The following is a 22,812-nucleotide window of genomic DNA, read 5'->3' on the forward strand; positions in this document are numbered from 1 at the left end:
ATTTGTCACAAATTACTGGCAACTGCTTGATGCCGCTTTTGTTTTAGCGTCTACGCTAATGTTGGATCCAACGTTCAAGCCTGATAGTCTAATTTTTTTTCAGTTCCGAGGTGCCCATGAGTCAGGCGTTTCTCCCCTTCTCTCGCCCGAGTATCGGCGATGAAGAAATTGCTGCGGTAGAGCAAGTACTGCGCTCTGGCTGGATCACTACCGGGCCGAAAAACCAGCAACTGGAAGAACACTTCGCCAACTATGTTGGCTGTCGGCATGCCGTCGCATTGTCCTCGGCCACCGGTGGCATGCACATTACTTTATTGGCCTTGGGTATCGGTCCCGGCGACGAAGTCATCACTCCGTCCCAGACCTGGGTGTCGACCGCCAACATGATCTGCCTGCTCGGTGCGACGCCGGTTTTCGTCGACGTTGACCGCGACACGTTGATGAGCGACCTGGAGAGCATCGAAGCGGCGATCACGCCTCGCACCAAGGCAATCATTCCGGTGCATTACGCCGGCGCGGCATTCGACCTCGATCCGCTCTACGCTCTGGCCGACAAACATGGCATCACCGTCATCGAAGACGCGGCTCACGCGGCGGGCACTTTCTATAAAGGTCGGCATGTCGGCGCCCAAGGCACGGCGATCTTCTCGTTCCACGCGATCAAGAACATGACCTGCGCCGAGGGCGCGATGTTCGTCAGCGACGATGAAGCCCTGGCCAATCGGGTACGCATGCTCAAGTTCCATGGCCTGGGCGTCGACGCCTACGACCGCCTCACCCACGGCCGCAAACCCCAGGCCCAGGTGATCGAACCCGGCTTCAAGTACAACCTGGCCGACATCAATGCCGCCATCGCCCTGGTTCAGCTGGAACGCCTGGACGCGATCAACGCCAAGCGCACAGAGCTGGCCCAGACCTACCTGCAACGCCTTGAAGGCCTGCCGGTGCAACCGCTGGCCATTCCGGCCCATGCGCAACAGCACGCCTGGCATCTGTTCATCCTGCGCATCGACGCCGAACGTTGCGGGCTGGATCGCGAGGCGTTCATGAAGGCGTTGCAGGAACAGAACATCGGCACAGGTATTCACTTCATCGCCACCCACCTGCACACTTACTACCGGCAGCGTTTCCCCAACATCTACCTGCCCAACACCGAATGGAACTCGGCGCGGCTGTGTTCGATCCCGTTGTTCCCCGACATGACTACCGATGATGTCGATCGTGTCGTCGGCGCCATTGAAAAAACACTGGACAGAAGCCTGTGAAACCTTATCCGATCCGTTGCGTATCAATCGTCATCCCGGTCTATAACGAGGAGGACAGTCTGCCCGAGTTGCTCCGGCGCACCGAAGCGGCGTGCCAGCAACTGCACCATGACTACGAAATTGTGCTGGTCGACGACGGCAGCCGCGACAACTCGGCGCAAATCCTCGAGGAGGCGGCCAGTCTCGACGGCAGCCCGGTGGTGGCGGTCATTCTCAACCGCAACTACGGCCAGCACGCGGCGATCATGGCAGGGTTCGAACAATGCAAGGGCGACGTGGTGATCACCCTCGACGCCGACCTGCAGAACCCGCCTGAAGAAATCCCGCGGCTGGTGGCTCAGGCCGAACTGGGCTATGACGTAGTCGCCACGGTGCGCAACAACCGTCAGGACTCGGCCTTGCGTCGCTGGCCGTCGAAGCTGATCAACCTTGCCGTGCAACGCTCCACCGGTGTTGCCATGAGCGACTACGGCTGCATGCTGCGCGCCTACCGCCGCACCATCGTCGACGCCATGCTCGCCTGCCGCGAACGCAGCACGTTCATCCCGATCCTGGCCAACAGCTTCGCCCGGCACACCACGGAAATTCTGGTGACCCACGCCGAGCGTGAACACGGCGAATCCAAATACAGCCCGATGCGCCTGATCAACCTGATGTTCGATCTGATCACCTGCATGACGACCACGCCCCTGCGATTGCTGAGCATCGTCGGCTTCGGCATGGCCGGCCTCGGCGTGCTGTTCGCCATCGCGTTGATTGTGCTGCGCATGGCTTTCGGCGCCGGTTGGGCGGGCGGCGGTACGTTCGTCCTGTTCGCCGTACTGTTCGTTTTCACCGGCGGGCAATTCATTGGCATGGGCCTGCTGGGCGAGTACCTGGGTCGCATGTACAGCGACGTCCGGGCACGTCCACGGTTCTTTATCGAAAAAGTTTTACGTAGCACCCCTTCTGCTCCTGCCCCCGTTGTCACCGTTGACGGTCTCACTTCCACTTCTTCAGATCAGGTTCTCTCATGAGTGCAAAAGCTGTTGTCTTCGCTTATCACGATATTGGCTGTGCCGGCATCGAATCCCTGCTTGCCAGCGGTTTCGAGATTGCAGCCGTGTTCACCCATCCCGATGACCCGAAGGAAAATGCGTTCTATGGCTCGGTTGCGCAACTGTGCGCCCGTAAAGGCATCCCGGTGCACGCCCCGGAAGACGCCAACCACCCGCTGTGGATCGAGCGCATCAGCAAACTCAACCCCGAGTACCTGTTTTCGTTCTACTACCGCAACCTGCTGAGCGAACCACTGTTGGCCACGGCCAGCAAAGGCGCCTTCAACCTGCACGGTTCGTTGCTGCCTCGCTACCGTGGCCGCGCACCGGCCAACTGGGTACTGGTCAACGGTGAAACCGAGACCGGCGTGACCCTGCACCGCATGGTCAAACGTGCCGATGCCGGCGCCATCATTGCCCAGGAGCGGGTAGCGATCGAGCGCGCCGACACCGCGCTGACCCTGCACGCCAAATTGCGCCAGGCCGCCAGCGATCTGCTGCGCGACACCTTGCCTGCCTTGCTTCAGGGCAAAATCAGCGAAACCCCACAGGACGAATCCAAAGCCACAGTGTTTGGCCGTCGCACCCCGGCGGACGGCAAACTGGTCTGGAGCAAGCCGGCCGAAGAACTGTTCAATCTGGTCCGCGCCGTGACCCAACCTTACCCGGGCGCGTTCTGTGCCGTGGGCGAGCACAAGTTGATTGTCTGGAGCGCGGATGTCGTCAAGGGCAACGAAGGCCAGGCACCGGGCCGGGTTATCAGCGTCGATCCGCTGCGAATCGCCTGCGGCGAAGACTCGCTGGTGGTCAACGCCGGCCAACGCAACGACAACGGCCTGTACCTCAGCGGTCCACAACTGGCCAATGAACTGGGGCTGGTCGACGGTTCTGTGCTGCGTGGCGCCGAATCGGGCCGTGCACCGCGTCGCACCCGCGTGCTGATCCTTGGCGTCAACGGCTTCATCGGCAATCACCTGTCCGAGCGCCTGCTGCGTGACGACCGCTATGAAGTGTACGGCCTGGACATCGGCTCGGACGCCATCGAGCGCCTGCGCAGCCATCCGAACTTCCACTTCGTCGAAGGCGATATCAGCATCCACTCGGAGTGGATCGAGTACCACATCAAGAAATGCGACGTGGTCCTGCCGCTGGTGGCGATCGCCACGCCGATCGAATACACCCGCAATCCGCTGCGTGTATTCGAACTGGACTTCGAAGAGAACCTGAAACTGGTTCGCTACTGCGTCAAATACAACAAGCGCGTGATCTTCCCGTCGACCTCCGAAGTCTATGGCATGTGCCAGGACGCCAACTTCGACGAAGACAGCTCCAACCTGGTGGTTGGGCCGATCAACAAGCAACGCTGGATCTACTCGATCTCCAAGCAGCTGCTTGACCGAGTGATCTGGGCTTACGGCCAGAAAGGCCTGAACTTCACCCTGTTCCGCCCTTTCAACTGGATGGGCCCACGCCTGGACCGTCTGGACTCGGCGCGTATCGGCAGCTCCCGGGCCATCACCCAGTTGATCCTGAACCTGGTGGAAGGCACGCCAATTCGCCTGTTCGACGGCGGCGAACAAAAACGCTGCTTCACCGACATCGCCGATGGCGTCGAAGCCCTGGCGCGGATCATCGACAACGACAACGATGTCTGCAACGGCCAGATCATCAACATCGGCAACCCGGACAACGAAGCCAGCATTCGTCAGCTGGGCGAAGAACTGCTGCGTCAGTTCGAAGCTCACCCGTTGCGCGACAACTTCCCGCCATTCGCCGGTTTCCGCGATATCGAAAGCAAGGCTTTCTACGGCACTGGCTATCAGGACGTGTCTCACCGCAAACCGAGCATCGCCAACGCCAAGCGTCTGCTTGACTGGGCACCCACCGTGGAGATGAAGGAAACCATCGGCAACACGCTGGACTTCTTCCTGCGCGAGGCCATGCTCGAAATCGCGGACAAAAAACGTTGATGCAGGCAGGCCTTCGAATCGATGTCGACACCTACCGAGGCACCCGTGAAGGGGTGCCGCGGTTACTCGAAATACTCGATGAAGCACAGGTCAAGGCGACGTTTTTCTTCAGCGTCGGGCCAGACAACATGGGGCGCCACTTGTGGCGCCTTATCCGTCCGCAGTTTCTCTGGAAGATGCTTCGTTCCAACGCTGCCGGCCTGTATGGCTGGGATATTTTGTTGGCAGGCACTGCGTGGCCGGGTAAACCGATCGGTCGCGACCTCGGGCACCTGATGCGTCAAGCCCAGGCGGCTGGGCATGAAGTCGGCCTGCACGCCTGGGATCACCACGGCTGGCAGGCCAATGCCGGACGCTGGAGCCAGGCGCAACTGATCGAGCAGATTCGTCGTGGCGTCGACAGCCTCAGTGACATCCTCGGTCAAAAAGTCGAATGCTCGGCATCCGCCGGTTGGCGGGCGGACGAGCGTGTGATCGAAGCCAAGCAAGGTTTCGGCTTTCGCTACAACAGCGATTGTCGAGGCCAGCATATGTTCCAGCCAATCCTGACCAATGGTAGTCTGGGCGCACCGCAGATTCCGGTGGACCTGCCGACCTTCGACGAAGTGGTTGGCCCGACCGTTGCGGCCAAAGACTTCAACACCTTCATTCTTGAGCGGTTCTCCCCGCAAAAACTCAATGTCTACACTGTCCATGCCGAAGTAGAAGGGATTCTGATGGCCAACGATTTTCGCCAATTATTGGCCGATGCTCGCCAACGTGATATTCATTTCCAGCCCTTGGGCAATTTGCTTCCCGACGCCCCCGCCATCTTGCCGAAGGGCCGGGTTGTACGCGGCACCCTTGAGGGTCGCGAAGGTTGGCTAGGGGTTCAAGGCGCATGAGCAAACCCTGGGCATTGCCGTTATTACTGGTCGTTCTGCTGCTGGCGTACTTGTTGCCACTGGGCACCCACGGCCTATGGATTCCCGACGAAACCCGTTACGCCCAGATCAGCCAGGACATGCTCCTGAGCGGTAACTGGGTGTCGCCGCATTTCATGAGCCTGCGTTATTTCGAAAAGCCCATCGCGGGCTACTGGATGATCGCTATCGGCCAGGCGCTGTTTGGCGACAATCTGTTTGGCGTACGTATTGCCTCGGTGCTGAGTACCGGGCTGAGCGTGTTGCTGTGCTACCTGATCGCTCACCGGCTGTGGAACGAGCCGCGCAAGAGTTTTGCCTGTGCGCTGCTGTACATGAGCTTTGCGATCATCGCCGGGCAAGCCGGCTACGCCAACCTCGATCCGCAATTCACCTTCTGGGTAAACCTGAGCCTGGTGGCTTTGTGGTTTGCGCTGGACAGCACCAGCCGTGGCCAGCGTCTGCTCGGCTGGACTGTACTGGGGCTGGCCTGCGGCATGGGCTTCATGACCAAAGGCTTCCTCGCCTGGGCGTTGCCGGTGTTGATCGCCCTGCCCTGGGTGCTCTGGCAGAAACGCTGGCGGGAACTGCTGACTTACGGCCCGGTGGCGATTATCGTCGCCATCGCGGTGAGCCTGCCGTGGGCCTTGGCGGTGCACGCGCAGGAACCCGATTACTGGCGGTTCTTCTTCTGGCACGAACACATTCGCCGCTTCGCCGGGGATGACGCCCAACACGATGCGCCATGGTGGTTCTACCTGCCGCTGCTGGTGGCGTTCAGCCTGCCATGGGCGGCGTTGCTGCCATCGGCGCTGAAACAGGCCTGGCAGACCCGGCGTCAGGCCAACATCGCTTTCCTGCTGCTGTGGTTGCTGATGCCCTTGCTGTTTTTCAGCCTGAGCAACGGCAAGCTGCCGACCTACATCATGCCCTGCCTGCTGCCTCTGGCGTTGTTGCTGGGCCATGCCCTGGCGGACCGACTGAAGCTGGAACAAGGCCGGGTGCTGGGGATCAATGGCCTGCTGAACATGACGCTGGGCCTGATCGTCCTGATTGCGCTGGTTTATCTGCAACTGAAAAAACCGCTGTACACCCACGAACTGCACAACCTGGTATTGGTGTTCATCGGGTTGATCGGCTGGATCATGGCCAACCTGCTGCAGGCCTTCCGTCCCTTGCAATGCTGGGCGGCACCGGCTTTTGGCAGTTTGCTGCTGATCGGCGTGCTGCCGGCCGGCATGCCGGATTCGGTGGTGGCGAACAAGATGCCCGACCAGTTCATCCTCCAGCACGCCCCGGAACTGGCGCAGACCGACAAGCTGTTGAGCAACGACCTGGGCGCTGCCTCGGCCCTGGCCTGGCGCTTGAAACGCCCGGAGGTGGCGTTGTACAACACGATAGGCGAATTGAAATACGGCCTCGACTATCCTGATCCAGATGCAATACAGCAACGGGTCGATCTCGAGCACGTGCAACAGTGGATGCGCGAAGCGCGTCAGAGTGGTTCGGTCGGCGTGGTGATGCGGGTCAAAGGGGATGACGAACTGCAAGAAATCGAACTGCTGCCCAAGGATGGCAAACGTTATGAACAAGGCAACCTGGTGATCCTGATCTTCCCCCGGGATGCGTCATGAGCCTGTTGCTGCTCCTGACCGCCTGCCTGCTGACTTGCCTTGGCCAGATCGCCCAGAAGTACGCCGTGGAAAGCTGGCGTGGCAAGACCTCGGGTTGGGGCGAGAAACTGCGTTCGCCCTGGCTGTGGCTGGCGCTCGCCTCTCTGGGGCTGGGCTTGCTGGTCTGGCTGCTGGTGTTGCAGCGCCTCGAAGTCGGTATCGCCTATCCCATGCTCAGCCTGAATTTCGTGCTGATCACACTGGTCGCCCGTTTCGTCTTTCACGAAGTCATCGACCGCCGTCACTGGTTGGGCGTGGCCCTGGTGATTGGTGGCGTGGCGTTGCTGGGGCAACACGCATGAGCCTGCGTCGCGGAATCGCCTTTACCATGGGCAGCGTAGTGCTGGGCACCGCCGCGCAGTTGGGCATGCGCTGGAGCATGACTCGCTTGCCACATCCCGAACAGTGGCTAGCGGCCTTGAGCAGCGGCAGTGTCGATATGCCCGCTGTGATTGTCGTGCTGGCCGCCATCCTCGCCTATGCCGTGTCGATGCTCACCTGGCTCGCCGCCCTGCGGGATGTGCCGCTGGGTCGGGCCTATTCGCTGCTGAGCATCAGCTACGCGCTGGTGTATGTGCTGGCCGCCAGCCTGCCGCTGTTCAACGAATCCTTCAGTCTTTCAAAAACCCTGGGAGTGGCGCTGGTCATCCTGGGGGTCATTACTATTAATTCTCGACCTGCTCGCGCGCCCGAACTTAGGAGTGCATCATGAAAATCAGTGTATTTGGTAGCGGTTACGTTGGTCTGGTGCAAGCCGCCGTCCTGGCTGAAGTCGGCCATGACGTAGTGTGCATGGACATTGACGAAAAAAAAGTTGCGTTGCTGCAACAAGGCCACGTCAGCATCTTCGAGCCGGGGCTGGCCAGCCTGGTGCGTGAAAGCCTGGATGCCAAGCGGCTGCACTTCACCTCGGACGAAAAGTTCGCGGTGCAACATGGCCAGGTGCTGTTCATCGCCGTCGGCACACCGTCCCGGGAGGATGGTTCGGCGGATCTGCAATACGTGTTGTCCGTGGGTGAAGCGGTCGCGCGTCATCGTGAACAGCCGGTGATCCTGGTGGAGAAATCCACGGTGCCGGTGGGCACCGGCGATACGCTACGCGCCCATATCGACCAGTACCTGCTCAAGGCCGGCCGTCAGCTGCAGTTCGATATCGTTTCCAACCCGGAGTTTTTGAAAGAAGGTTCGGCCGTGGCCGATTGCCGGCGCCCGGACCGCATCATCATCGGCTGTGAAGGCGATGAAGTGCGCGACGTGATGCGCGACCTCTATGCACCGTTCAACCGCAACCATGACCGCGTCATGTTCATGGACCTGCGCAGCGCCGAGCTGACCAAATACGCCGCCAACTGCATGCTGGCGACCAAAATCAGCTTCATCAACCAGATCGCCGAACTGGCCGAACACCTGGGTGCCGACATCGAATCGGTACGGCTGGGCATCGGTGCCGACTCGCGTATCGGTTACCACTTCATCTACCCCGGCTGCGGTTACGGCGGCTCGTGTTTCCCCAAGGACATGCGCGCTCTGATCCACAGTGCCGAAGAAGCCCACTGCAACAGCGACCTGCTGCAAGCGGTGGAAGCCATCAACGAGCGGCAGAAACACAAATTGTTCGAACGCATCAACGCGTTCTACAAGGGTGATTTGCGCGACAAGACCTTCGCCGTTTGGGGCCTGGCCTTCAAGCCCAACACCGACGACATGCGCGATGCGCCGAGCCGGGTGCTACTGGAATCGCTGTGGGCTGCGGGGGCCAATGTACGGGCGTTCGACCCGGAAGCCATGCAGGAAACCCAACACCTTTATCCTGACGAACCGAAGCTGATGCTCATGGGCACGCCGGAATCAGTCCTTTCGGGTGCCGACGCCTTGATCATCTGCACCGAATGGCAGCAGTTCAAGGCGCCAGACTTCGACCTGATCCAGCAACGCCTGAATGCACCGGTGATTTTCGACGGACGTAACCTGTACGACGCAGAGCGCCTGGCCCGCAGCGGCTTCCTGTATTTCCCGATGGGCCGTGGTGAATCCCGCAAATTGCCAATTCCCCTTCAGCAATGGCCATCGGCCTCAGGCGTCGCGTGAGTACGGTATCGCCCGGCATTCGTCGGCAGTCCTTAGGGTTCGGGCTGCTGACGTTCATGCTGTTCATCGCGGGGGTCTATCAGCAAACAGCAATCGGTTTCGATTCGCGGTTCGTGCTGTTCGCCCAGGAGATGCTGCGCCACGGGCCGTCGTTTTTCCCGACCACCTATGGCCAGCCCTATGCCGATTACTCGGCGCTGTCTACGGTGTTTGTCTGGCTGTTGTCCCTGCCGTTCGGTCAGGTCAATAGCCTCACCGCGTGGTTGCCGACTGCCATCGGCGCTGCGGTGATCGTCACGTTGATGTACCGGTTGGTCGCGCCCTGCTCCACACGCTGGGCGCTGCTGAGCATCGCGTTGATGTTGCTCACCAGTACATTTGTCACTGAAACCCGTGCCGTGTCCCAGGACCTGATGCTAGCGGCCGTGGCCTTTTCGGTGTTCTACCTTGGGTACGCCGCCGATCATTTCGCGATGCCCCGTCGGTGGCCGCTGATTTTTGTGCTGCTGCTGTTGGGCTTCGGGATTCGCGGGCCGATCGGGCTGGTTATCCCCACCGGTATGTTGTGCAGCTACTACCTGCTCAATCGCCAATGGTCACGGTTGTTCGGTTTTGGCCTGTTGGCGGCGGTGTTGTTGGTGGTGTGCGTCGGCGCGCTGCTGTGGCTGGCCGAAGCCAGTGGTGGAACGGCCTTCATGCATGACGTGGTGCGCATGCAGTTCATGGGGCGCATGGACGGCAGTGAAGGCGTCAGTGGCTCGCTGTATTACTTCACCGCTTCGTTTGGCAACTATGCGCTCGCTTATCCATTGGCACTGCTGGTATTGGCCGCGGTCTGGCTGACGAATCCACGGCAGGCAGGTCCGGCATTACGCTTGTTGCAATACTGCACGGCGGCCGGGTTGATCGTGATGATTGGCTTATCGATTCCCCAGGCGAAAAAGGCCCGTTACCTGCTGCCGATGCTGCCCATGGCGGCGATCATTGCGGCGTACCCGTTTCAGGTGGCGCAAGGTCGGGTATTCGGTTGGTTGCGGGGTTTGATGCAAGGGCTGTGGCTGGTGATACCGGGGGTGTTGATTGTCGCATTGCTGATCATTCAGCGGCGTCTGCCAGCACAACCTCCTGCCTTTGTGCCGGTATTGATCGTGCTTGCGGCTCTGCAAGTCATCACACTGGCGGCTTGGTTCCGCGCTCACTGGCGAGCCGAGGTACTGGCCTGTTGCGCAGTCCTGGCGCTGTGGTCGGTTTATATCCTGGTGTATGAACCGGTCGAACGTCAGCTTTACGACACGCAAGCCTTCAGTCGAGCCGCGTTCGCAGAGATTCAAAAAGCGCCGGCGCCGTTGGTGCTGCACGGCATGGGCAAAGACGCCAAGGCGATCAAGTTCATGGTCAATATCGAGCAGGACTTTCAACCGGTGTTCACCGAATCGACACAGGAACTGGAAGCCCTCTCGGGGCCGGCCTGGCTGATGATGGACCGAAACGACTACAACGCCCTGCAAGGCACTCCGCTGGGTGCCCAGCCACCGGTATTGAGCGGACGTTTCGATAAGAACGATTTCGTATTGCTGCACACGCCGCCCTTGTAGGAACTGCCGTAGGCTGCGATCTTTTGATGGTTTCGATGTTGCTGAAGAGCAAGATCAAAGATCGCAGCCTGCAGTAGCTCCTGCGTATCCATGTATTGTCCTTTAGTTACTGTTAACCACACTTGAACGCCTACGTTTGAGGTTAAACCGGCGCCTTCAAATCCACCCCCAGCGCCTGGGCAAACGCCTTCACCAACGGACTGCGCACAGTGTTGTGGCGCAGGATCAGATTGAACGGCGTGACGATGTTGATCAGGTCCGGACGCACCGCCCGAAACTGTCCCTGAGCCACCAGGTTTGCCACGTAATGCTCGGGCAGAAAACCGACGAAACGCCCCGTCTTGACCAGCAGCGCCACAGCTTCCACTTGAGTCGCCGAAGCGGAAAAGCTGTCGTAGCGGGCAAAGTTCAGTTTGTCCCGATGGATCGCGTAGCGGTGGTTGATGCACTCGTAATCCTGCAGCACATTGCCGCCCATGTCCGCCTCCGGCACCGAGAACAGTGGATGACCGACGGCGCAATACACATACGAGCGTTCTTCATACAGCGGGAAGTAATCGAACTCTTCTCTTTTTTGATAAACCGGCACGATCCCGGCCACTAACCGCCCCTCGACCACACCTCTTTCCACCTCATCTAACTGGGAGGCCTGAAGTTGAAATCTTACTTTCGGCGACTCTTCATTTATTCTTCTAAGCGCCGCAACTAACGGAGAATTCGAGTCCGTAATTGTATTATCAATGACGCCCACCCCAAGGTCGCCAATAAGTTCATTCTGCGCCGAACTAAGCCGATCACGAAAGTTATCGACCGAGGCAAATAAATCGATCGACGCCTGATACACCAGGCGCCCTTCTTCGGTCAGGTGAAACCCTTCCCGCCCCCGGGTACACAGGCGCATGCCGATGCGAATCTCAAGGTCGGAAATCTGTTTGCTGATGGCCGCCAAGCCCACGTTCAGCTCATTCTGCGCCGCACTGAAGCCGCCAGCCTCGACCACGGCCTTGAATACTTTGAGCAGTTTGAAGTCCAGGCCGCTGAGGGCCAACGGCGCCCGATGTACCGTTTTTAACGGCGGGTTTCCGGAATTGGAAAGTGGGGTTTCCATAATGCTTATTTACCTCTGGCGCCCTATTCAACAACCTGTGCCCAACAACAAAAACAGTGCTGGCTAATAATAATGAACACAGAAAACAAGGCTTGGCAACCGTTAATAAATTCCGCCGATCAGTGCCAACTCACTGATTTCGAACTATTAAAAGCTGACACTTCGATCAGCTCTCGCCCTTTAGCAACTGCCCTCTTGAACACTGCTTGGCCATGACCACACCCGAATAATTTCCGGGAAGTGTTTCAGGCTCTGCACACCGATATCAGTTCGCGTTACCGACGAGGAAAACAACAATGTCTCAAACCACCGACCGTCTCTGGGGTGCCCGCTTCAAGAGCGGCCCGTCCGAAGCCTTGGCGGCGCTGTCCCGTTGCCCCGAGCGCTACTTTCGCCTCACCCCGTACGACCTCGCCGGCTCCAAGGCGCATGCCCGGGAATTGCAGCGCGCCGGTCTTCTGAGTGAGCAGGAAACCCAGACCATGCTCGACGCCCTGCAGCGCATCGGTGATGACTTCCGTGCCGGCAGCATCGCGCCGACCCTGGATGACGAAGACGTGCATACCTTCATCGAGCGCCTGTTGACCGAACGCCTCGGCGCACTGGGCGGCAAGCTGCGCGCCGGCCGTTCGCGCAACGACCAGACCGCCAACGACCTGCGGCTGTTCCTGCGTGATCACGTCCGTACTTTGGCCGTTGAAGTGCTGGCCTTGCAGCAAGCGCTGGTGGAGCAGGCCGAGCAACACGTCGAAAGCATCTGCCCGGGCTTCACTCACCTGCAACAGGCCCAGCCGATCGTCTTCGCTCATCACTTGCTGGCCCACGCCCAATCGATGCTGCGCGATGTGCAGCGTCTGGTGGACTGGGACGCGCGCACCTCGCTGTCGCCACTGGGTGCGGCGGCCATGGCCGGTTCCGCCATCGCTCGCCTGCCCCAGCAGTCGGCCAAGGAAATGGGCTACAGCGGCGTGTGCGAAAACTCCATCGACGCCGTGGCCAGCCGCGATCACGTCGCCGAATTCCTGTTTATCGCCAGCATGCTCGGGATCAACATTTCCCGCCTCGCCGAAGAATTCTGCCTGTGGTCGTCGCGACAATTTCGCTGGGTCGCGCTGGACGATGCCTACGCCACCGGCAGTTCGATCATGCCGCAGAAGAAAAACCCGGACATCGCCGAACTGGCCCGGGGCAAGGCTGGCCGCTTGATCGGCAACCTGACCGGCCTGCTCTCGACGCTGAAATCCCTGCCGCTGTCCTACAACCGTGACTTGAGCGAAGACAAGAACGGCGTGCTCGACAGCGTCGACACCCTGCTGCTGGTGCTGCCGGCCATGGCCGGGATGGTCGCGACCATGAAGGTCAACGTCGAAGAACTGCGCCGTCAGGCACCACTGGGTTTCACCCTTGCCACCGAAGTCGCCGACTGGTTGGCGATGCGCGGCGTGCCGTTCAAGGAAGCGCATGAAATCACCGGCGCATTGGTCCAGGCCTGTGAGAAACACGACATCGAACTGTGGGAAGCCTCACCGGCGCTGCTGGCCGAGATCGATCCGCGCCTGACACCTGAGGTGCGCGACAGCCTGACCCTCGAAGCCGCCATCGCCGCCCGCAGTGGCTGGGGCGGTACCGCGCCGCAACAGGTGCGCGAGCAGATCGGCCGACTGAAAACCGCCCTTGTCGCGCAGCAAGAGTGGACCGAGAACTATCAGGGCTTCCGCCTCTGATAGACAACGCAAAACCTTGTAGGAGCCGGCTTGCTGGCGATGGTGTGTCAGCTGAATTGATGTCGACTGACACTCCATCGCCAGCAAGCCGGCTCCTACAAGGGGATTGTGCTTGATCTGAAAGAACAGTGTACGGAGAACCAACATGAGCCAGACACAGGCAGAACGACTCCAGGCGGAGCGCAAACTGGCGGAAAACCAGTTCGATATCACCCAGTACCAACACGTGCCACGGCGTTACTACGGGCGGATTTTCTTCGCCAGCGTCATCGTGATCGCGATTATTGGCCTGGTACGAGCCTTCGCCGAAGGCAAGATCGAATGGTCGTACATCGGCCAGTTCCTCACTTCGCAAGCGATCATGTGGGGCTTGCTCAACACCATCGTCATGGCGGTGCTGGCGATGGCGCTGGGCATTGTCTTCGGGGTGATCACGGCGATCATGCGCATGTCGGCCAACCCGATCCTGCGCTATGTGGCGCTGACCTACACCTGGCTGTTCCGTGGCACGCCGCTGATCCTGCAGCTGTTGCTGTGGTTCAACCTGGCGCTGATCTTCCCCACCATCGGCATTCCCGGCCTGTTCGAAATGGACACCGTGAGCCTGATGACGCCCTTCGTAGCCGCCCTCCTCGGCTTGAGCATCAACCAGGGCGCCTATACCGCCGAAGTGGTGCGTGCCGGCCTGTTGTCGGTGGACACCGGCCAGTACGAAGCCGCCAAGTCGATCGGCATGCCGCGCCTGCAAGCCTTGCGCCGGATCATCCTGCCCCAGGCCATGCGGATCATCATTCCGCCGGTCGGTAACGAGTTCATCGGCATGGTGAAAATGACCTCCCTGGCGAGCGTCATCCAGTACTCGGAGCTGCTCTACAACGCGCAGAACATCTACTACGCCAACGCCCGCGTGATGGAGCTGCTGATCGTCGCCGGTATCTGGTACCTGGCCACGGTCACCGTGCTGTCCTTTGGTCAAAGCCGTCTGGAGCGTCGTTTCGCTCGCGGCGCCGGCAAGCGTTCTTGAGGAATCCGACATGAGAAGCATCGTCAAGGCCGTGAGCCTGAACAAGTATTACGACCATTTCCACGCGCTCAAGGACATCAACATCGAAGTCGAGCAAGGCGAAGTGCTGTGCATCATCGGCCCGTCCGGCTCCGGCAAAAGTACCCTGCTGCGCTGCGTGAATCAGCTGGAAAAAATCGACAAGGGCGGCCTGTGGGTCGACGGCGAACTGGTGGGTTACCGGATCGTCGGCAACAAACTGCACGAGCTCAACGAATCGCAGATTGCCCGCCAGCGCCTGGCCACCGGCATGGTGTTCCAGCGTTTCAACCTGTTCCCGCACATGACTGTGCTGCAAAACATCATCGAAGGGCCGTGCCAGGTGCTCAAGCGTTCGCCCAAAGAGGCGCACGAAGAAGCCGTGGAACTGCTCGCTCGCGTCGGCCTGGCCGACAAGCGCAACAGCTACCCGATCGAACTGTCGGGTGGTCAGCAACAACGTGTCGCTATTGCCCGTGCATTGGCCATGCGCCCCAAGCTGATGCTGTTCGATGAACCCACTTCGGCACTCGACCCGGAACTGGTCGGAGAGGTGCTGTCGGTGATGCGCGATCTGGCGCAAACCGGCATGACCATGATCGTCGTCACCCATGAACTGGGCTTCGCTCGCGAGGTTTCCAACCGCATGGTGTTCATGGACGGCGGGCAGATCGTGGAGGCTGGAAGCCCCGAAGAAATACTAATAAGTCCGCAAAACCCACGCACCCAAAGCTTCATTTCTGCCGTTCGAACCTAAGCGCCCTTTGGCGCTCACAACACTCATAAGAGAACGACCATGAAGAACCTAGTAATCCCAGCAGTACTTGCCAGTGTCCTGGCATCCGGTTTCGCCTTCGCTGCCGAGTTGCCGGCCAGTATCAAAGACAAGGGCGAGATCGTTGTTGCGATCATGCCGAACTACCCGCCGATGGATTTCAAGGACCCGGCCACCAACACCCTCACCGGCCTTGACTATGACCTGGGCAACGCCCTGGCCGAACGTCTGGGCGTGAAGATCAAATGGCAGGAAACCGGCTTCGAGCAAATGATCAACGCGCTCACGACCGACCGCGTGGACATGGTGCTGTCGGGCATGACCGACACCGCCGAGCGTCAGGCCAGCGTGACCTTCGTCGATTACTTCACCAGTGGTCCGCAGTTCTACACCTTGCAGAAAAACAAGGACACCAACGAGATCGTCGACTTGTGCGGCAAGAAAGTCGGCACCAGCCGCCGTACCACCTTCCCGGCGGAAATCGCCGCGTGGAGCAAGGAAAACTGCGAAGCCGCCGGCAAACCCGCGATCAACGTGATCGGCACCGAAGGCTCGGCCGACGCCCGTGCGCAATTGCGTCAGAGCCGTATCGACGCGGCCATGCAAGGCAGCGAAACCCTGCCGTACCTCAAGACCCAGGAAAAGGACATGTACAAAACCGTGGGACTGCCGATCTCCAAGCAGTTCTCGGGCATGGGTGTGAGCAAGAAAAAACCTGAGCTGAGCGAAGCGGTGAAAGTCGCGTTGCAAAGCATGATCGATGACGGCAGCTACCAGGCAATCCTGAAGAAATGGGACCTGGAACTGGGCGCGATCAAGACCGTGACCATCAACGCCGGCAAGTAATGCTTGCCCTGTAGGAGCGAGGCTTGCCCGCGAAGAGGCCCTGCCAGTCAACTTTGACGTTGAATGACACACCGCTTTCGCGAGCAAGCTTCGCTCCTACAGGGTCTGTGTTTTATCTATGGATGAAGGGAGCGCCACGATGTCCTCCTCGCTGCAACCCACCTGGCCCGACCAGCACCAGGCCTGCCTCGCCCTGGCCTTCGACCTCGATGGCCCCACCGGCGATGCCATGCTTAACGGCTCGATCTGGCGCAAGCCCGAGTATTTCGGTTTCGGCGGTTACGGCCCCTATCGGGCGCTGCCGCGGATTCTCGATCTGCTGGATGAGTTCCGCATCCCGACCACGTTTTTCGTTCCGGCCTGGGTCGTGGAGAACTGGCCGAAACAGTGCCAGGCGATTGTCGAGCGCGGGCATGAGGTGGCCTATCACGGCTACAAACACGAATCTTTTTACGCCCTGACGCTGGAGCAGCAGAAGGACGTGATGCACAAATCCCGCGAGGTGTTCTGGAAGTACCTGAACATCCGCGCTGAAGGTTTCCGCACTCCATCGGGCGACTGGCGGGCCGAAACGCCGGCCATGCTGGTGGAAGCCGGCGTGACCTATTCCAGCAGCATGCGCGGCGATGACCGGCCCTACCTGGTCAAGGTGCCGGGCTTCGATACACCACTGGTGGAAATCCCCGGCCGCTGGGAAATGGACGACTACGCTTCCCTCGCCTACACCCGCGCACCGGACTTCCCTTCCGGGCTGGACCGAACCGCCAGCTACGAACTGACCCTCAATAACTGGTGCCGCGAGTTCGATGGCGCCATGGCTGAAGGCCTGTGCCTGACCACCCTGTTCCACCCCAAGATCAGCGGCAAACCGGGCCGCATCCTGTTACTGGAAAAACTCTTCGAACACATGCGCCAGCGCGACGACGTGTGGTTCGCCACCTGCCGCGATGTCGCCCACTGGTGGCTGAAGGAGCATCACCATGGCTGATTCCATTGTCTGGCCCAACGGCTACCGCTGCGCCGTGGTGCTGACTGTCGATTACAACGACATCCACGGCATCCTTACCCAGGCGCCGGAAGTCGCCGGGCGCGACAAGACCTTGTCGGTGTGGCGCTACGGCACCCAGCGCGGGGTCGAGCGTTTGCTTGGCGTGTTCGCAGAACTGGGGGTTTCCAGCTGCTGGTTCGTGCCCGGCATCGTCGCCGAGGAAAACCCGCAACACCTCCGGGCGATCCAGGCCGGCGGGCACGAGATTGCCTGCGCCGGCTACCGCCATCAGCACTACGACAACCTGACCCTGGCCGAGCAAAGCGCCGAAATCGCCAAGGGCTGCGCGGCCTTGAGCGCGCTGACCGGTCAGCGGCCGACAGGCTTTCGCATTCCCGCCGGCAATGGCGCACCGGGCTTCATCGAGGCGTTGCGCGAGCACGGTATCCGTTGGTCCTCGTCATGGCGCGGCGATGATTTGCCCTTCGCCCACCCGACGGCGCCCGAGGTAATCGAACTGCCGTTGCACTACGAACTGGAGGACGAGCCCTATTTCGCCTTCAACCTCAGCCCGGCGGTGCCACCGGCGCAATCGCGCATCGCCTCTTACAGCCACACCCTTGGCAATCTGAAGATGGACTTCGCCGGGTTTCACCGATTCGGCTTGTGTTACGTGCTGCGGCTGCACCCGGAAATCATCGCCACGCCAGGGCGGATCGGCGTGTTGCGCGAATTGCTGCAAAGCATTCAGCAGCACGATGACGTGTGGATCGCCACCGGTGCCGAAGTGGCCCAGTGGTGGGCAGAATCGGCAGCGCCGGTGACTGAGGATCACCCGGCCGCTGTGTACGAGCGTCATTATCGGGATTACGGCGTATGAGAGATCAGGATGGGGTTATGCGAATGGCGCGGCTGGCGCAGTTCTGCGTCGATACCCGTTTCGAAGATTTACCCGCCGCGTTGGTGGAGCAAGCCAAGCGGCACATTCTCGACACCTTCGGCGCAGCCCTGGCCGGAGCCGGCAGCGATGTCGCCAGACAGGCGCGTCAGGTGTTCAAGGGGGAAGCCGGCAGCACGTTGGTCTGGGGCACCGGTCAGCGAGTCGGCGCGGCGCAAGCCGCCATGCTCAACGGTATCGCCGCGCATGCCCTGGAGCTGGACGATACCGGCGGCTGCGACCATTCCGGCGCGGTGGTGCTGCCGGCGGTGATGGCAGCGTTGTCGATGTCAACGCTATCGGTTTCTGAAGCGTCAATTGATGGTCGCGAACTGATCACTGCCGTGGTGATCGGCTACGAAATCGGCCGTCGGGTGCTCGAAGCCTGCGGCAGTTACTCGGCCCACAACGGCGCCGGTTGGCACTCCACGGCGACGTGCGGAGTGTTTGGCGCGGCGGCGGCCAGTGCACGGATTCTGGGGCTGGATGCACAACAAACCTTATCGGCACTGGGCATCGCCGGCAGCTTCAGTGGTGGTCTGTGGGCGTTTATCCATGACGGCTCGCAAAGCAAAAGACTCCACAGCGGACGCGCCGCCGAAGGTGGATTGCTGGCCGCGCGGTTTGCTCAACAAGGCATCACCGGCCCGACAAAACTGTTCGATGACGTCTGGGGCGGTTTCCTCAAGACCCTCGCGGCGGACACCGCCGCGCCCGAGGCGTTGGACGCCGAACTGGGCCACGTATGGAAACTCGCGCGCTGCTCGATCAAGCCCTATGCGGCTTGCCGTGGGACCCATTCGGCGATTGATGCATTGGGCTTGTTGCTCAATCAATTGCAGATCAGCGCCGATCAGATCGAGGACGTTCAGGTGTCGCTGTGCGGATTCCTTCAGGACATGTGCGGTGGCCAGGACGTCAGCACGTTGCCGGCGGCGCAGATGAGCCTGCGTTATGCCCTGGCGGCCCGGCTGGTCCATGGGCATTGCCGGTTGGAAGCCTACGACGATGAACAACGCCGCCACCCGCGGATTGCGCACTGGATGTCGCGTATTCGCCTTGAAGTCGACCCGCAACTGTCCGAGGATGGCGAGCCTGTCGTCAGCGTGCGGACCGTGGACGGTCGGCAAGCAAGCCTGTGCGTTGAGGTGCCCTTGGGTGCTCCGGGCAATCCGCTGAGTGATGCGGCGCTGGAGGAGAAATTCTTCAGCCTGGCCGGGCGGGTGATACCGCTACAGCAGGCAAAAGAGCTGCTGGAGCAGTTGTGGCGGCTGGAAGAACTGGAGTCGGTTCGGGCGCTTGATCGGTGGCTGAGTTGAGCCTGGCGTTGCGCGTCGAACACCACAGAATCTGAATAAGGACATTTGCCCCACCGTGGCCACTTACTCCCTCGTTATCCGCCGGCTGATGATCTGCTCGCTGACCATCGTCGTCAGTCGCGCCATCACCAGCCCGTTGCTCACGCTGTTCCTGAGCACCAAGCTCGGCCTCAACCAACAGGACGTCGGCCTGCTGCTCGGGATTGCGGTGTTCATCGCCACCCTGCTCGCGCTCTATGGTGGTTACATCATCGACCGCCTCGAAAAGCGTCGGCTGTTGATCCTGGCCATGCTCTCCAGTGCCATCGGCTTCGTGCTGCTGACCTTTGCCGAAAACCTCTACCTGACCACCGCCACCCTGGTGATCACCGAAACCGCCTCGGCGCTGTTTCTGATCGGGTCCAAGGCGATTCTCAGCGACAACCTGCCCATGGGCCAACGCGCCAAGGCTTTTTCGCTGCGCTACACCCTGACCAATATCGGTTACGCCACCGGCCCGATGCTCGGCGTGGTGATCGCCGGCGTGTACCCGATTGCGCCGTTCCTGATCGCCGGCGGCATCGCGTTCTTCAGCATTTTCCTGATGAGCGGGATTCCCAAAGACCCGGCCCAGGTACCCGCCATCGGTCAGCCGCAAAACTTTCTCAAGACCCTGGTCACCCTGAAAAACGACCGCACGCTGATCATGTTCACCTGCGGCTGCCTGCTCAGCACCGTGGTCCACGGTCGTTTTACCTTGTACCTGTCGCAATACCTGCTGGTGACCCACGACTCCAAACGAGCGCTGGAAACCATGGCCGCCCTGCTCGCCTGCAACGCCATCAGCGTGATCCTGCTGCAATACCAGATCGGCCGGTTTCTCAAACGCGAACAACTGCGTTACTGGATTGTCGGCGGCAGCAGCCTGTTCATCCTCGGCTTGATCGGTTTCAGCCTGGCCGACGGCCTGGTGAGCTGGTGCATCGCAATGTTCATTTTCACCCTCGGCGAAATGATCATTTACCCGGCCGAATTCCTCTTCGTCGACACCCTGGCCCCGGAAGAACTGCGCGGCAGCTACTACGGCGCGCAGAACCTCGCAGCCCTCGGTGGTGCGATGAGCCCGGTGATCTGCGGCTTCTTGCTGATGCACACGCCCGCGCCCACCATGTTCTACGCCCTGAGCGCATTGACGGCGATGGGCGGTTTTCTCTGTTTCATGAGCGGTCGACGCGTCGCGATACTGCAAAAATAATGCATTGAAGCTGCATTAATATGAATTTGTCAGTATCGGTAATGACCGGCACACTGTTCGCCGTTCCTCCCCCAATAGTTGGAACCACTTCAAGGGCTTTCCGGGTATCCGGACAAGCCTTTTTTTTGCCCTGGTTTTTGTCAAAGGATCGATGTTCGTCATGCTCGCTCACTGGTTGCCCGCCGCCATCAACACCCGCCCCTCCGAATGGAGCCGTGCCGCCATCGGCATGGCCATGGGGACGATGTTCAGTGTCTGGTTGTGCGGCCAGGTGTTCGGCATCGACGTGGCGCTGCATCTGATAGGTCCGTTGGGCGCGTCGGCGGTATTACTGTTCGCCGTGTCCTCGGGTGCGCTGGCCCAGCCGTGGTCGATTCTTGGCGGTTACCTCTGCGCGGGGGTGATCTCGCTGCTGGTCGCTCACGTACTCGGCCGCACCCTCGGCAGCGCCTGCCTCGCGGCGGGCATGGCGCTGATTCTGATGTGCTGGCTGCGTTGCCTGCACCCACCCGCCGGGGCGCTGGCGCTGCTGATGGTGCTGGCAGACCCGGCGACCATCGCCATGGACTGGAAAGCCCTCGGCCCGGTAATGCTCAGTGGCTCGACGATGCTGCTCAGCGCGTTGGCGTACAACAACTTCACGCGCATTCGTTACCCCAAGCGTCCCGCCGAACCGGCCCCGCTTATGCCCGCGGCCGACAGCCAGGCGATCACCGCCGAAGATCTGCGACGGGCACTCGCCGACATGGAGGCCTTCTACGACGTCACCCCTGAAGACCTCGAGCAGTTGATTCATGCCAGTGAATTGCATGCCAAGCGCCGCAGTATCGGTGAAGTGCTGAGCAGCAGAACCTAAAGGCATCTTTGTGGCGAGGGGGCTTGCCCCCGTTGGGTCGCGAAGCGGCCCCAAAACCTGCTAACGAATTTTTCCAGGCATAGCTCATAGCCCTTATCTGCGGCTGCTGCGCAGTCGAACGGGACGGTGCGGCGATCCGACAAGCCCCCTCGCCACAAATTCAAGGTTGATTCAAAACGGAGTCAGTCTGCCGAAGGCTGCGATCTTTTGATTTTGCACTAAGGTAAAAATGCAGAAAGAACCTGCACGTATCTCGGTTGTACAGGGCAAATTTGCACTGTTACGATCCTGCATCGCTCGCGCGCGAGCTTCTCTATAAAGAACAATAAAAGCAGGGAGTTAGTGATGACTGCTCAGGTTTCATCCCCGGGGACACCGTCCATGGATGCCACGCAAAACGAAGTGTTGGCCGAGGTTCGCAATCACATCGGTCACCTGACCCTCAACCGCCCCGCCGGCCTCAACGCCATTACCCTGGACATGGTCCGCAGCCTGCAACAGCAACTCGATGCCTGGGCACAGGATCCGCAGGTGCATGCGGTGGTGTTGCGCGGTGCTGGCGAGAAAGCCTTCTGCGCCGGCGGCGATATCCGCTCGCTGTACGACAGCTTCAAAAGCGGCGACACGCTGCACGAAGATTTCTTCGTCGAGGAATACGCCCTCGACCTCACGATCCATCACTACCGCAAACCGGTCCTGGCCTTGATGGACGGCTTTGTCCTGGGCGGTGGCATGGGGCTGGTGCAAGGCGCCGATTTGCGGGTGGTCACCGAGCGTAGCCGTCTGGCGATGCCGGAAGTGGCCATCGGTTATTTCCCGGACGTCGGCGGCAGCTACTTCCTGCCGCGCATTCCCGGTGAGCTGGGCATCTATCTCGGCGTCAGCGGCGTGCAGATCCGCGCCGCCGATGCGCTCTATTGCGGCCTGGCCGACTGGTACCTGGAGAGCGCCAGCCTGGGCGAGCTGGACGAGCGACTCGACCATCTGGAATGGCACGATACCCCGCTCAAGGACCTGCAAGGCGCGCTGGCGAAACTCGCCGTGCAGCAACTGCCGGCAGCGCCGCTGGCGGCGCTGCGGCCGGTCATCGACCACTTCTTCGCCCTGCCCGATGTGCCGAGTATGGTGGAACAACTGCGTGCAGTGACCGTCGCCGACAGCCATGAGTGGGCCATGGCCACCGCCGACTTGCTGGAAAGCCGTTCACCGCTGGCCATGGGCGTGACCCTGGAAATGCTGCGGCGCGGTCGGCACCTGAGCCTGGAACAGTGCTTCGCCCTCGAACTGCACCTGGATCGCCAGTGGTTCGAACGCGGCGACCTGATCGAAGGCGTGCGCGCCTTGCTGATCGACAAAGACAAGAACCCGCGCTGGAACCCGCCGACCTTGCAGGCGCTGGACGCCGAGCACGTCGCGAGTTTTTTCACCGGGTTTGACCAGAGCGGGAGCTGAG

20 protein-coding genes are annotated in these 22,812 nt (G+C 60.5%); 19 read left to right on the top strand and 1 reads right to left on the bottom strand.

The features are described 5' to 3' along the window. The first annotated feature begins 116 nt into the window (after positions 1 to 116). Genes arnB through AC1DQM_RS03145 form a run of 9 tightly spaced genes read left to right on the top strand, consistent with a single transcriptional unit; the run spans position 117 to position 10,530 of the window. A complete protein-coding gene (gene arnB / locus AC1DQM_RS03105) occupies positions 117 to 1,265 on the top strand; it encodes a UDP-4-amino-4-deoxy-L-arabinose aminotransferase (protein WP_018925835.1) in 1,149 nt (382 codons plus the stop codon). After that, positions 1,262 to 2,281, top strand: coding sequence for an undecaprenyl-phosphate 4-deoxy-4-formamido-L-arabinose transferase (gene arnC / locus AC1DQM_RS03110; RefSeq protein WP_018925834.1), 1,020 nt, complete (start codon positions 1,262 to 1,264; stop codon positions 2,279 to 2,281). The genes arnB and arnC overlap by 4 nt, the downstream gene beginning before the upstream one ends. Then, positions 2,278 to 4,272 carry a bifunctional UDP-4-amino-4-deoxy-L-arabinose formyltransferase/UDP-glucuronic acid oxidase ArnA gene (gene arnA, locus AC1DQM_RS03115; RefSeq protein ID WP_018925833.1) on the top strand — a complete coding sequence of 665 codons (1,995 nt, stop codon included), beginning with the start codon at positions 2,278 to 2,280 and terminating at the stop codon, positions 4,270 to 4,272. Before arnC ends, arnA begins: the two co-directional genes overlap by 4 nt. Then, positions 4,272 to 5,156 (top strand): 4-deoxy-4-formamido-L-arabinose-phosphoundecaprenol deformylase, encoded by an 885-nt coding sequence (gene arnD / locus AC1DQM_RS03120; protein ID WP_111453311.1) that lies wholly within the window; start codon positions 4,272 to 4,274, stop codon positions 5,154 to 5,156. Before arnA ends, arnD begins: the two co-directional genes overlap by 1 nt. Beyond that, positions 5,153 to 6,808, top strand: coding sequence for a lipid IV(A) 4-amino-4-deoxy-L-arabinosyltransferase (gene arnT, locus AC1DQM_RS03125; RefSeq protein ID WP_018925831.1), 1,656 nt, complete (start codon positions 5,153 to 5,155; stop codon positions 6,806 to 6,808). The genes arnD and arnT overlap by 4 nt, the downstream gene beginning before the upstream one ends. Next, positions 6,805 to 7,149 carry a 4-amino-4-deoxy-L-arabinose-phosphoundecaprenol flippase subunit ArnE gene (gene arnE, locus AC1DQM_RS03130; RefSeq protein ID WP_018925830.1) on the top strand — a complete coding sequence of 115 codons (345 nt, stop codon included), beginning with the start codon at positions 6,805 to 6,807 and terminating at the stop codon, positions 7,147 to 7,149. The genes arnT and arnE overlap by 4 nt, the downstream gene beginning before the upstream one ends. Then, complete coding sequence (arnF, locus tag AC1DQM_RS03135) at positions 7,146 to 7,559, top strand: 4-amino-4-deoxy-L-arabinose-phosphoundecaprenol flippase subunit ArnF (protein WP_138867519.1); 414 nt, start codon at positions 7,146 to 7,148, stop codon at positions 7,557 to 7,559. The genes arnE and arnF overlap by 4 nt, the downstream gene beginning before the upstream one ends. Further along, on the top strand, positions 7,556 to 8,935 hold the full coding sequence (locus AC1DQM_RS03140) for a UDP-glucose dehydrogenase family protein (protein WP_018925828.1): 1,380 nt from the start codon (positions 7,556 to 7,558) through the stop codon (positions 8,933 to 8,935). Before arnF ends, AC1DQM_RS03140 begins: the two co-directional genes overlap by 4 nt. After that, on the top strand, positions 8,908 to 10,530 hold the full coding sequence (locus AC1DQM_RS03145; protein ID WP_018925827.1) for an ArnT family glycosyltransferase: 1,623 nt from the start codon (positions 8,908 to 8,910) through the stop codon (positions 10,528 to 10,530). The genes AC1DQM_RS03140 and AC1DQM_RS03145 overlap by 28 nt, the downstream gene beginning before the upstream one ends. Before the next feature lie 142 nt (positions 10,531 to 10,672). Here AC1DQM_RS03145 and AC1DQM_RS03150 read toward each other — a convergent pair whose 3' ends face one another. Continuing rightward, the gene (locus tag AC1DQM_RS03150; protein ID WP_138867518.1) at positions 10,673 to 11,638 is read right to left on the bottom strand and encodes a LysR family transcriptional regulator; all 966 of its coding nucleotides are present in this window, start codon (positions 11,636 to 11,638) and stop codon (positions 10,673 to 10,675) included. A 296-nt stretch (positions 11,639 to 11,934) separates the two neighbouring features. Between AC1DQM_RS03150 and argH the strand changes: the two genes are divergently transcribed. The 10 genes from argH (at position 11,935) to AC1DQM_RS03200 (ending at position 22,811) form a co-directional block, all read left to right on the top strand. Next, on the top strand, positions 11,935 to 13,362 hold the full coding sequence (gene argH / locus AC1DQM_RS03155) for an argininosuccinate lyase (protein ID WP_138867517.1): 1,428 nt from the start codon (positions 11,935 to 11,937) through the stop codon (positions 13,360 to 13,362). A 145-nt stretch (positions 13,363 to 13,507) separates the two neighbouring features. Beyond that, positions 13,508 to 14,386 carry an amino acid ABC transporter permease gene (locus AC1DQM_RS03160; protein WP_018929142.1) on the top strand — a complete coding sequence of 293 codons (879 nt, stop codon included), beginning with the start codon at positions 13,508 to 13,510 and terminating at the stop codon, positions 14,384 to 14,386. Positions 14,387 to 14,396: 10 nt separating this feature from the next. Beyond that, positions 14,397 to 15,161 carry an amino acid ABC transporter ATP-binding protein gene (locus tag AC1DQM_RS03165; protein WP_018929141.1) on the top strand — a complete coding sequence of 255 codons (765 nt, stop codon included), beginning with the start codon at positions 14,397 to 14,399 and terminating at the stop codon, positions 15,159 to 15,161. A gap of 39 nt (positions 15,162 to 15,200) precedes the next feature. Further along, the gene (locus AC1DQM_RS03170) at positions 15,201 to 16,025 is read left to right on the top strand and encodes an ABC transporter substrate-binding protein (protein WP_028940620.1); all 825 of its coding nucleotides are present in this window, start codon (positions 15,201 to 15,203) and stop codon (positions 16,023 to 16,025) included. Between the two features lie 139 nt (positions 16,026 to 16,164). Beyond that, positions 16,165 to 17,013 carry a polysaccharide deacetylase family protein gene (locus tag AC1DQM_RS03175; RefSeq protein WP_138867516.1) on the top strand — a complete coding sequence of 283 codons (849 nt, stop codon included), beginning with the start codon at positions 16,165 to 16,167 and terminating at the stop codon, positions 17,011 to 17,013. Then, the gene (locus tag AC1DQM_RS03180) at positions 17,006 to 17,893 is read left to right on the top strand and encodes a polysaccharide deacetylase family protein (RefSeq protein WP_138867515.1); all 888 of its coding nucleotides are present in this window, start codon (positions 17,006 to 17,008) and stop codon (positions 17,891 to 17,893) included. Before AC1DQM_RS03175 ends, AC1DQM_RS03180 begins: the two co-directional genes overlap by 8 nt. A 17-nt stretch (positions 17,894 to 17,910) precedes the next feature. After that, a complete protein-coding gene (locus AC1DQM_RS03185) occupies positions 17,911 to 19,269 on the top strand; it encodes an MmgE/PrpD family protein (protein ID WP_138867514.1) in 1,359 nt (452 codons plus the stop codon). 55 nt (positions 19,270 to 19,324) lie between these two features. Then, on the top strand, positions 19,325 to 20,503 hold the full coding sequence (locus tag AC1DQM_RS03190) for an MFS transporter (RefSeq protein ID WP_138867513.1): 1,179 nt from the start codon (positions 19,325 to 19,327) through the stop codon (positions 20,501 to 20,503). A gap of 160 nt (positions 20,504 to 20,663) precedes the next feature. Then, positions 20,664 to 21,359: an HPP family protein gene (locus AC1DQM_RS03195; protein WP_026286646.1), complete on the top strand. Its 696-nt coding sequence runs from the start codon at positions 20,664 to 20,666 to the stop codon at positions 21,357 to 21,359. A gap of 345 nt (positions 21,360 to 21,704) precedes the next feature. Then, positions 21,705 to 22,811, top strand: a complete 1,107-nt coding sequence (locus tag AC1DQM_RS03200; protein ID WP_192379116.1) for an enoyl-CoA hydratase/isomerase family protein — start codon at positions 21,705 to 21,707, stop codon at positions 22,809 to 22,811. Position 22,812 lies beyond the last annotated feature (1 nt).

The organism is Pseudomonas sp. 01L34 (assembly GCF_056400265.1).

Coding starts and splice junctions, on each gene's coding strand:
- arnB (WP_018925835.1), top strand. CDS start 117: ATGAGTCAGGCGTTTCTCCCCTTCTCTCGCCCGAGTATCGGCGATGAA.
- arnA (WP_018925833.1), top strand. CDS start 2,278: ATGAGTGCAAAAGCTGTTGTCTTCGCTTATCACGATATTGGCTGTGCC.
- arnD (WP_111453311.1), top strand. CDS start 4,272: ATGCAGGCAGGCCTTCGAATCGATGTCGACACCTACCGAGGCACCCGT.
- arnT (WP_018925831.1), top strand. CDS start 5,153: ATGAGCAAACCCTGGGCATTGCCGTTATTACTGGTCGTTCTGCTGCTG.
- arnE (WP_018925830.1), top strand. CDS start 6,805: ATGAGCCTGTTGCTGCTCCTGACCGCCTGCCTGCTGACTTGCCTTGGC.
- arnF (WP_138867519.1), top strand. CDS start 7,146: ATGAGCCTGCGTCGCGGAATCGCCTTTACCATGGGCAGCGTAGTGCTG.
- AC1DQM_RS03140 (WP_018925828.1), top strand. CDS start 7,556: ATGAAAATCAGTGTATTTGGTAGCGGTTACGTTGGTCTGGTGCAAGCC.
- AC1DQM_RS03145 (WP_018925827.1), top strand. CDS start 8,908: ATGGCCATCGGCCTCAGGCGTCGCGTGAGTACGGTATCGCCCGGCATT.
- AC1DQM_RS03150 (WP_138867518.1), bottom strand. CDS start 11,638: ATGGAAACCCCACTTTCCAATTCCGGAAACCCGCCGTTAAAAACGGTA.
- argH (WP_138867517.1), top strand. CDS start 11,935: ATGTCTCAAACCACCGACCGTCTCTGGGGTGCCCGCTTCAAGAGCGGC.
- AC1DQM_RS03160 (WP_018929142.1), top strand. CDS start 13,508: ATGAGCCAGACACAGGCAGAACGACTCCAGGCGGAGCGCAAACTGGCG.
- AC1DQM_RS03165 (WP_018929141.1), top strand. CDS start 14,397: ATGAGAAGCATCGTCAAGGCCGTGAGCCTGAACAAGTATTACGACCAT.
- AC1DQM_RS03170 (WP_028940620.1), top strand. CDS start 15,201: ATGAAGAACCTAGTAATCCCAGCAGTACTTGCCAGTGTCCTGGCATCC.
- AC1DQM_RS03175 (WP_138867516.1), top strand. CDS start 16,165: ATGTCCTCCTCGCTGCAACCCACCTGGCCCGACCAGCACCAGGCCTGC.
- AC1DQM_RS03180 (WP_138867515.1), top strand. CDS start 17,006: ATGGCTGATTCCATTGTCTGGCCCAACGGCTACCGCTGCGCCGTGGTG.
- AC1DQM_RS03185 (WP_138867514.1), top strand. CDS start 17,911: ATGCGAATGGCGCGGCTGGCGCAGTTCTGCGTCGATACCCGTTTCGAA.
- AC1DQM_RS03195 (WP_026286646.1), top strand. CDS start 20,664: ATGCTCGCTCACTGGTTGCCCGCCGCCATCAACACCCGCCCCTCCGAA.
- AC1DQM_RS03200 (WP_192379116.1), top strand. CDS start 21,705: ATGACTGCTCAGGTTTCATCCCCGGGGACACCGTCCATGGATGCCACG.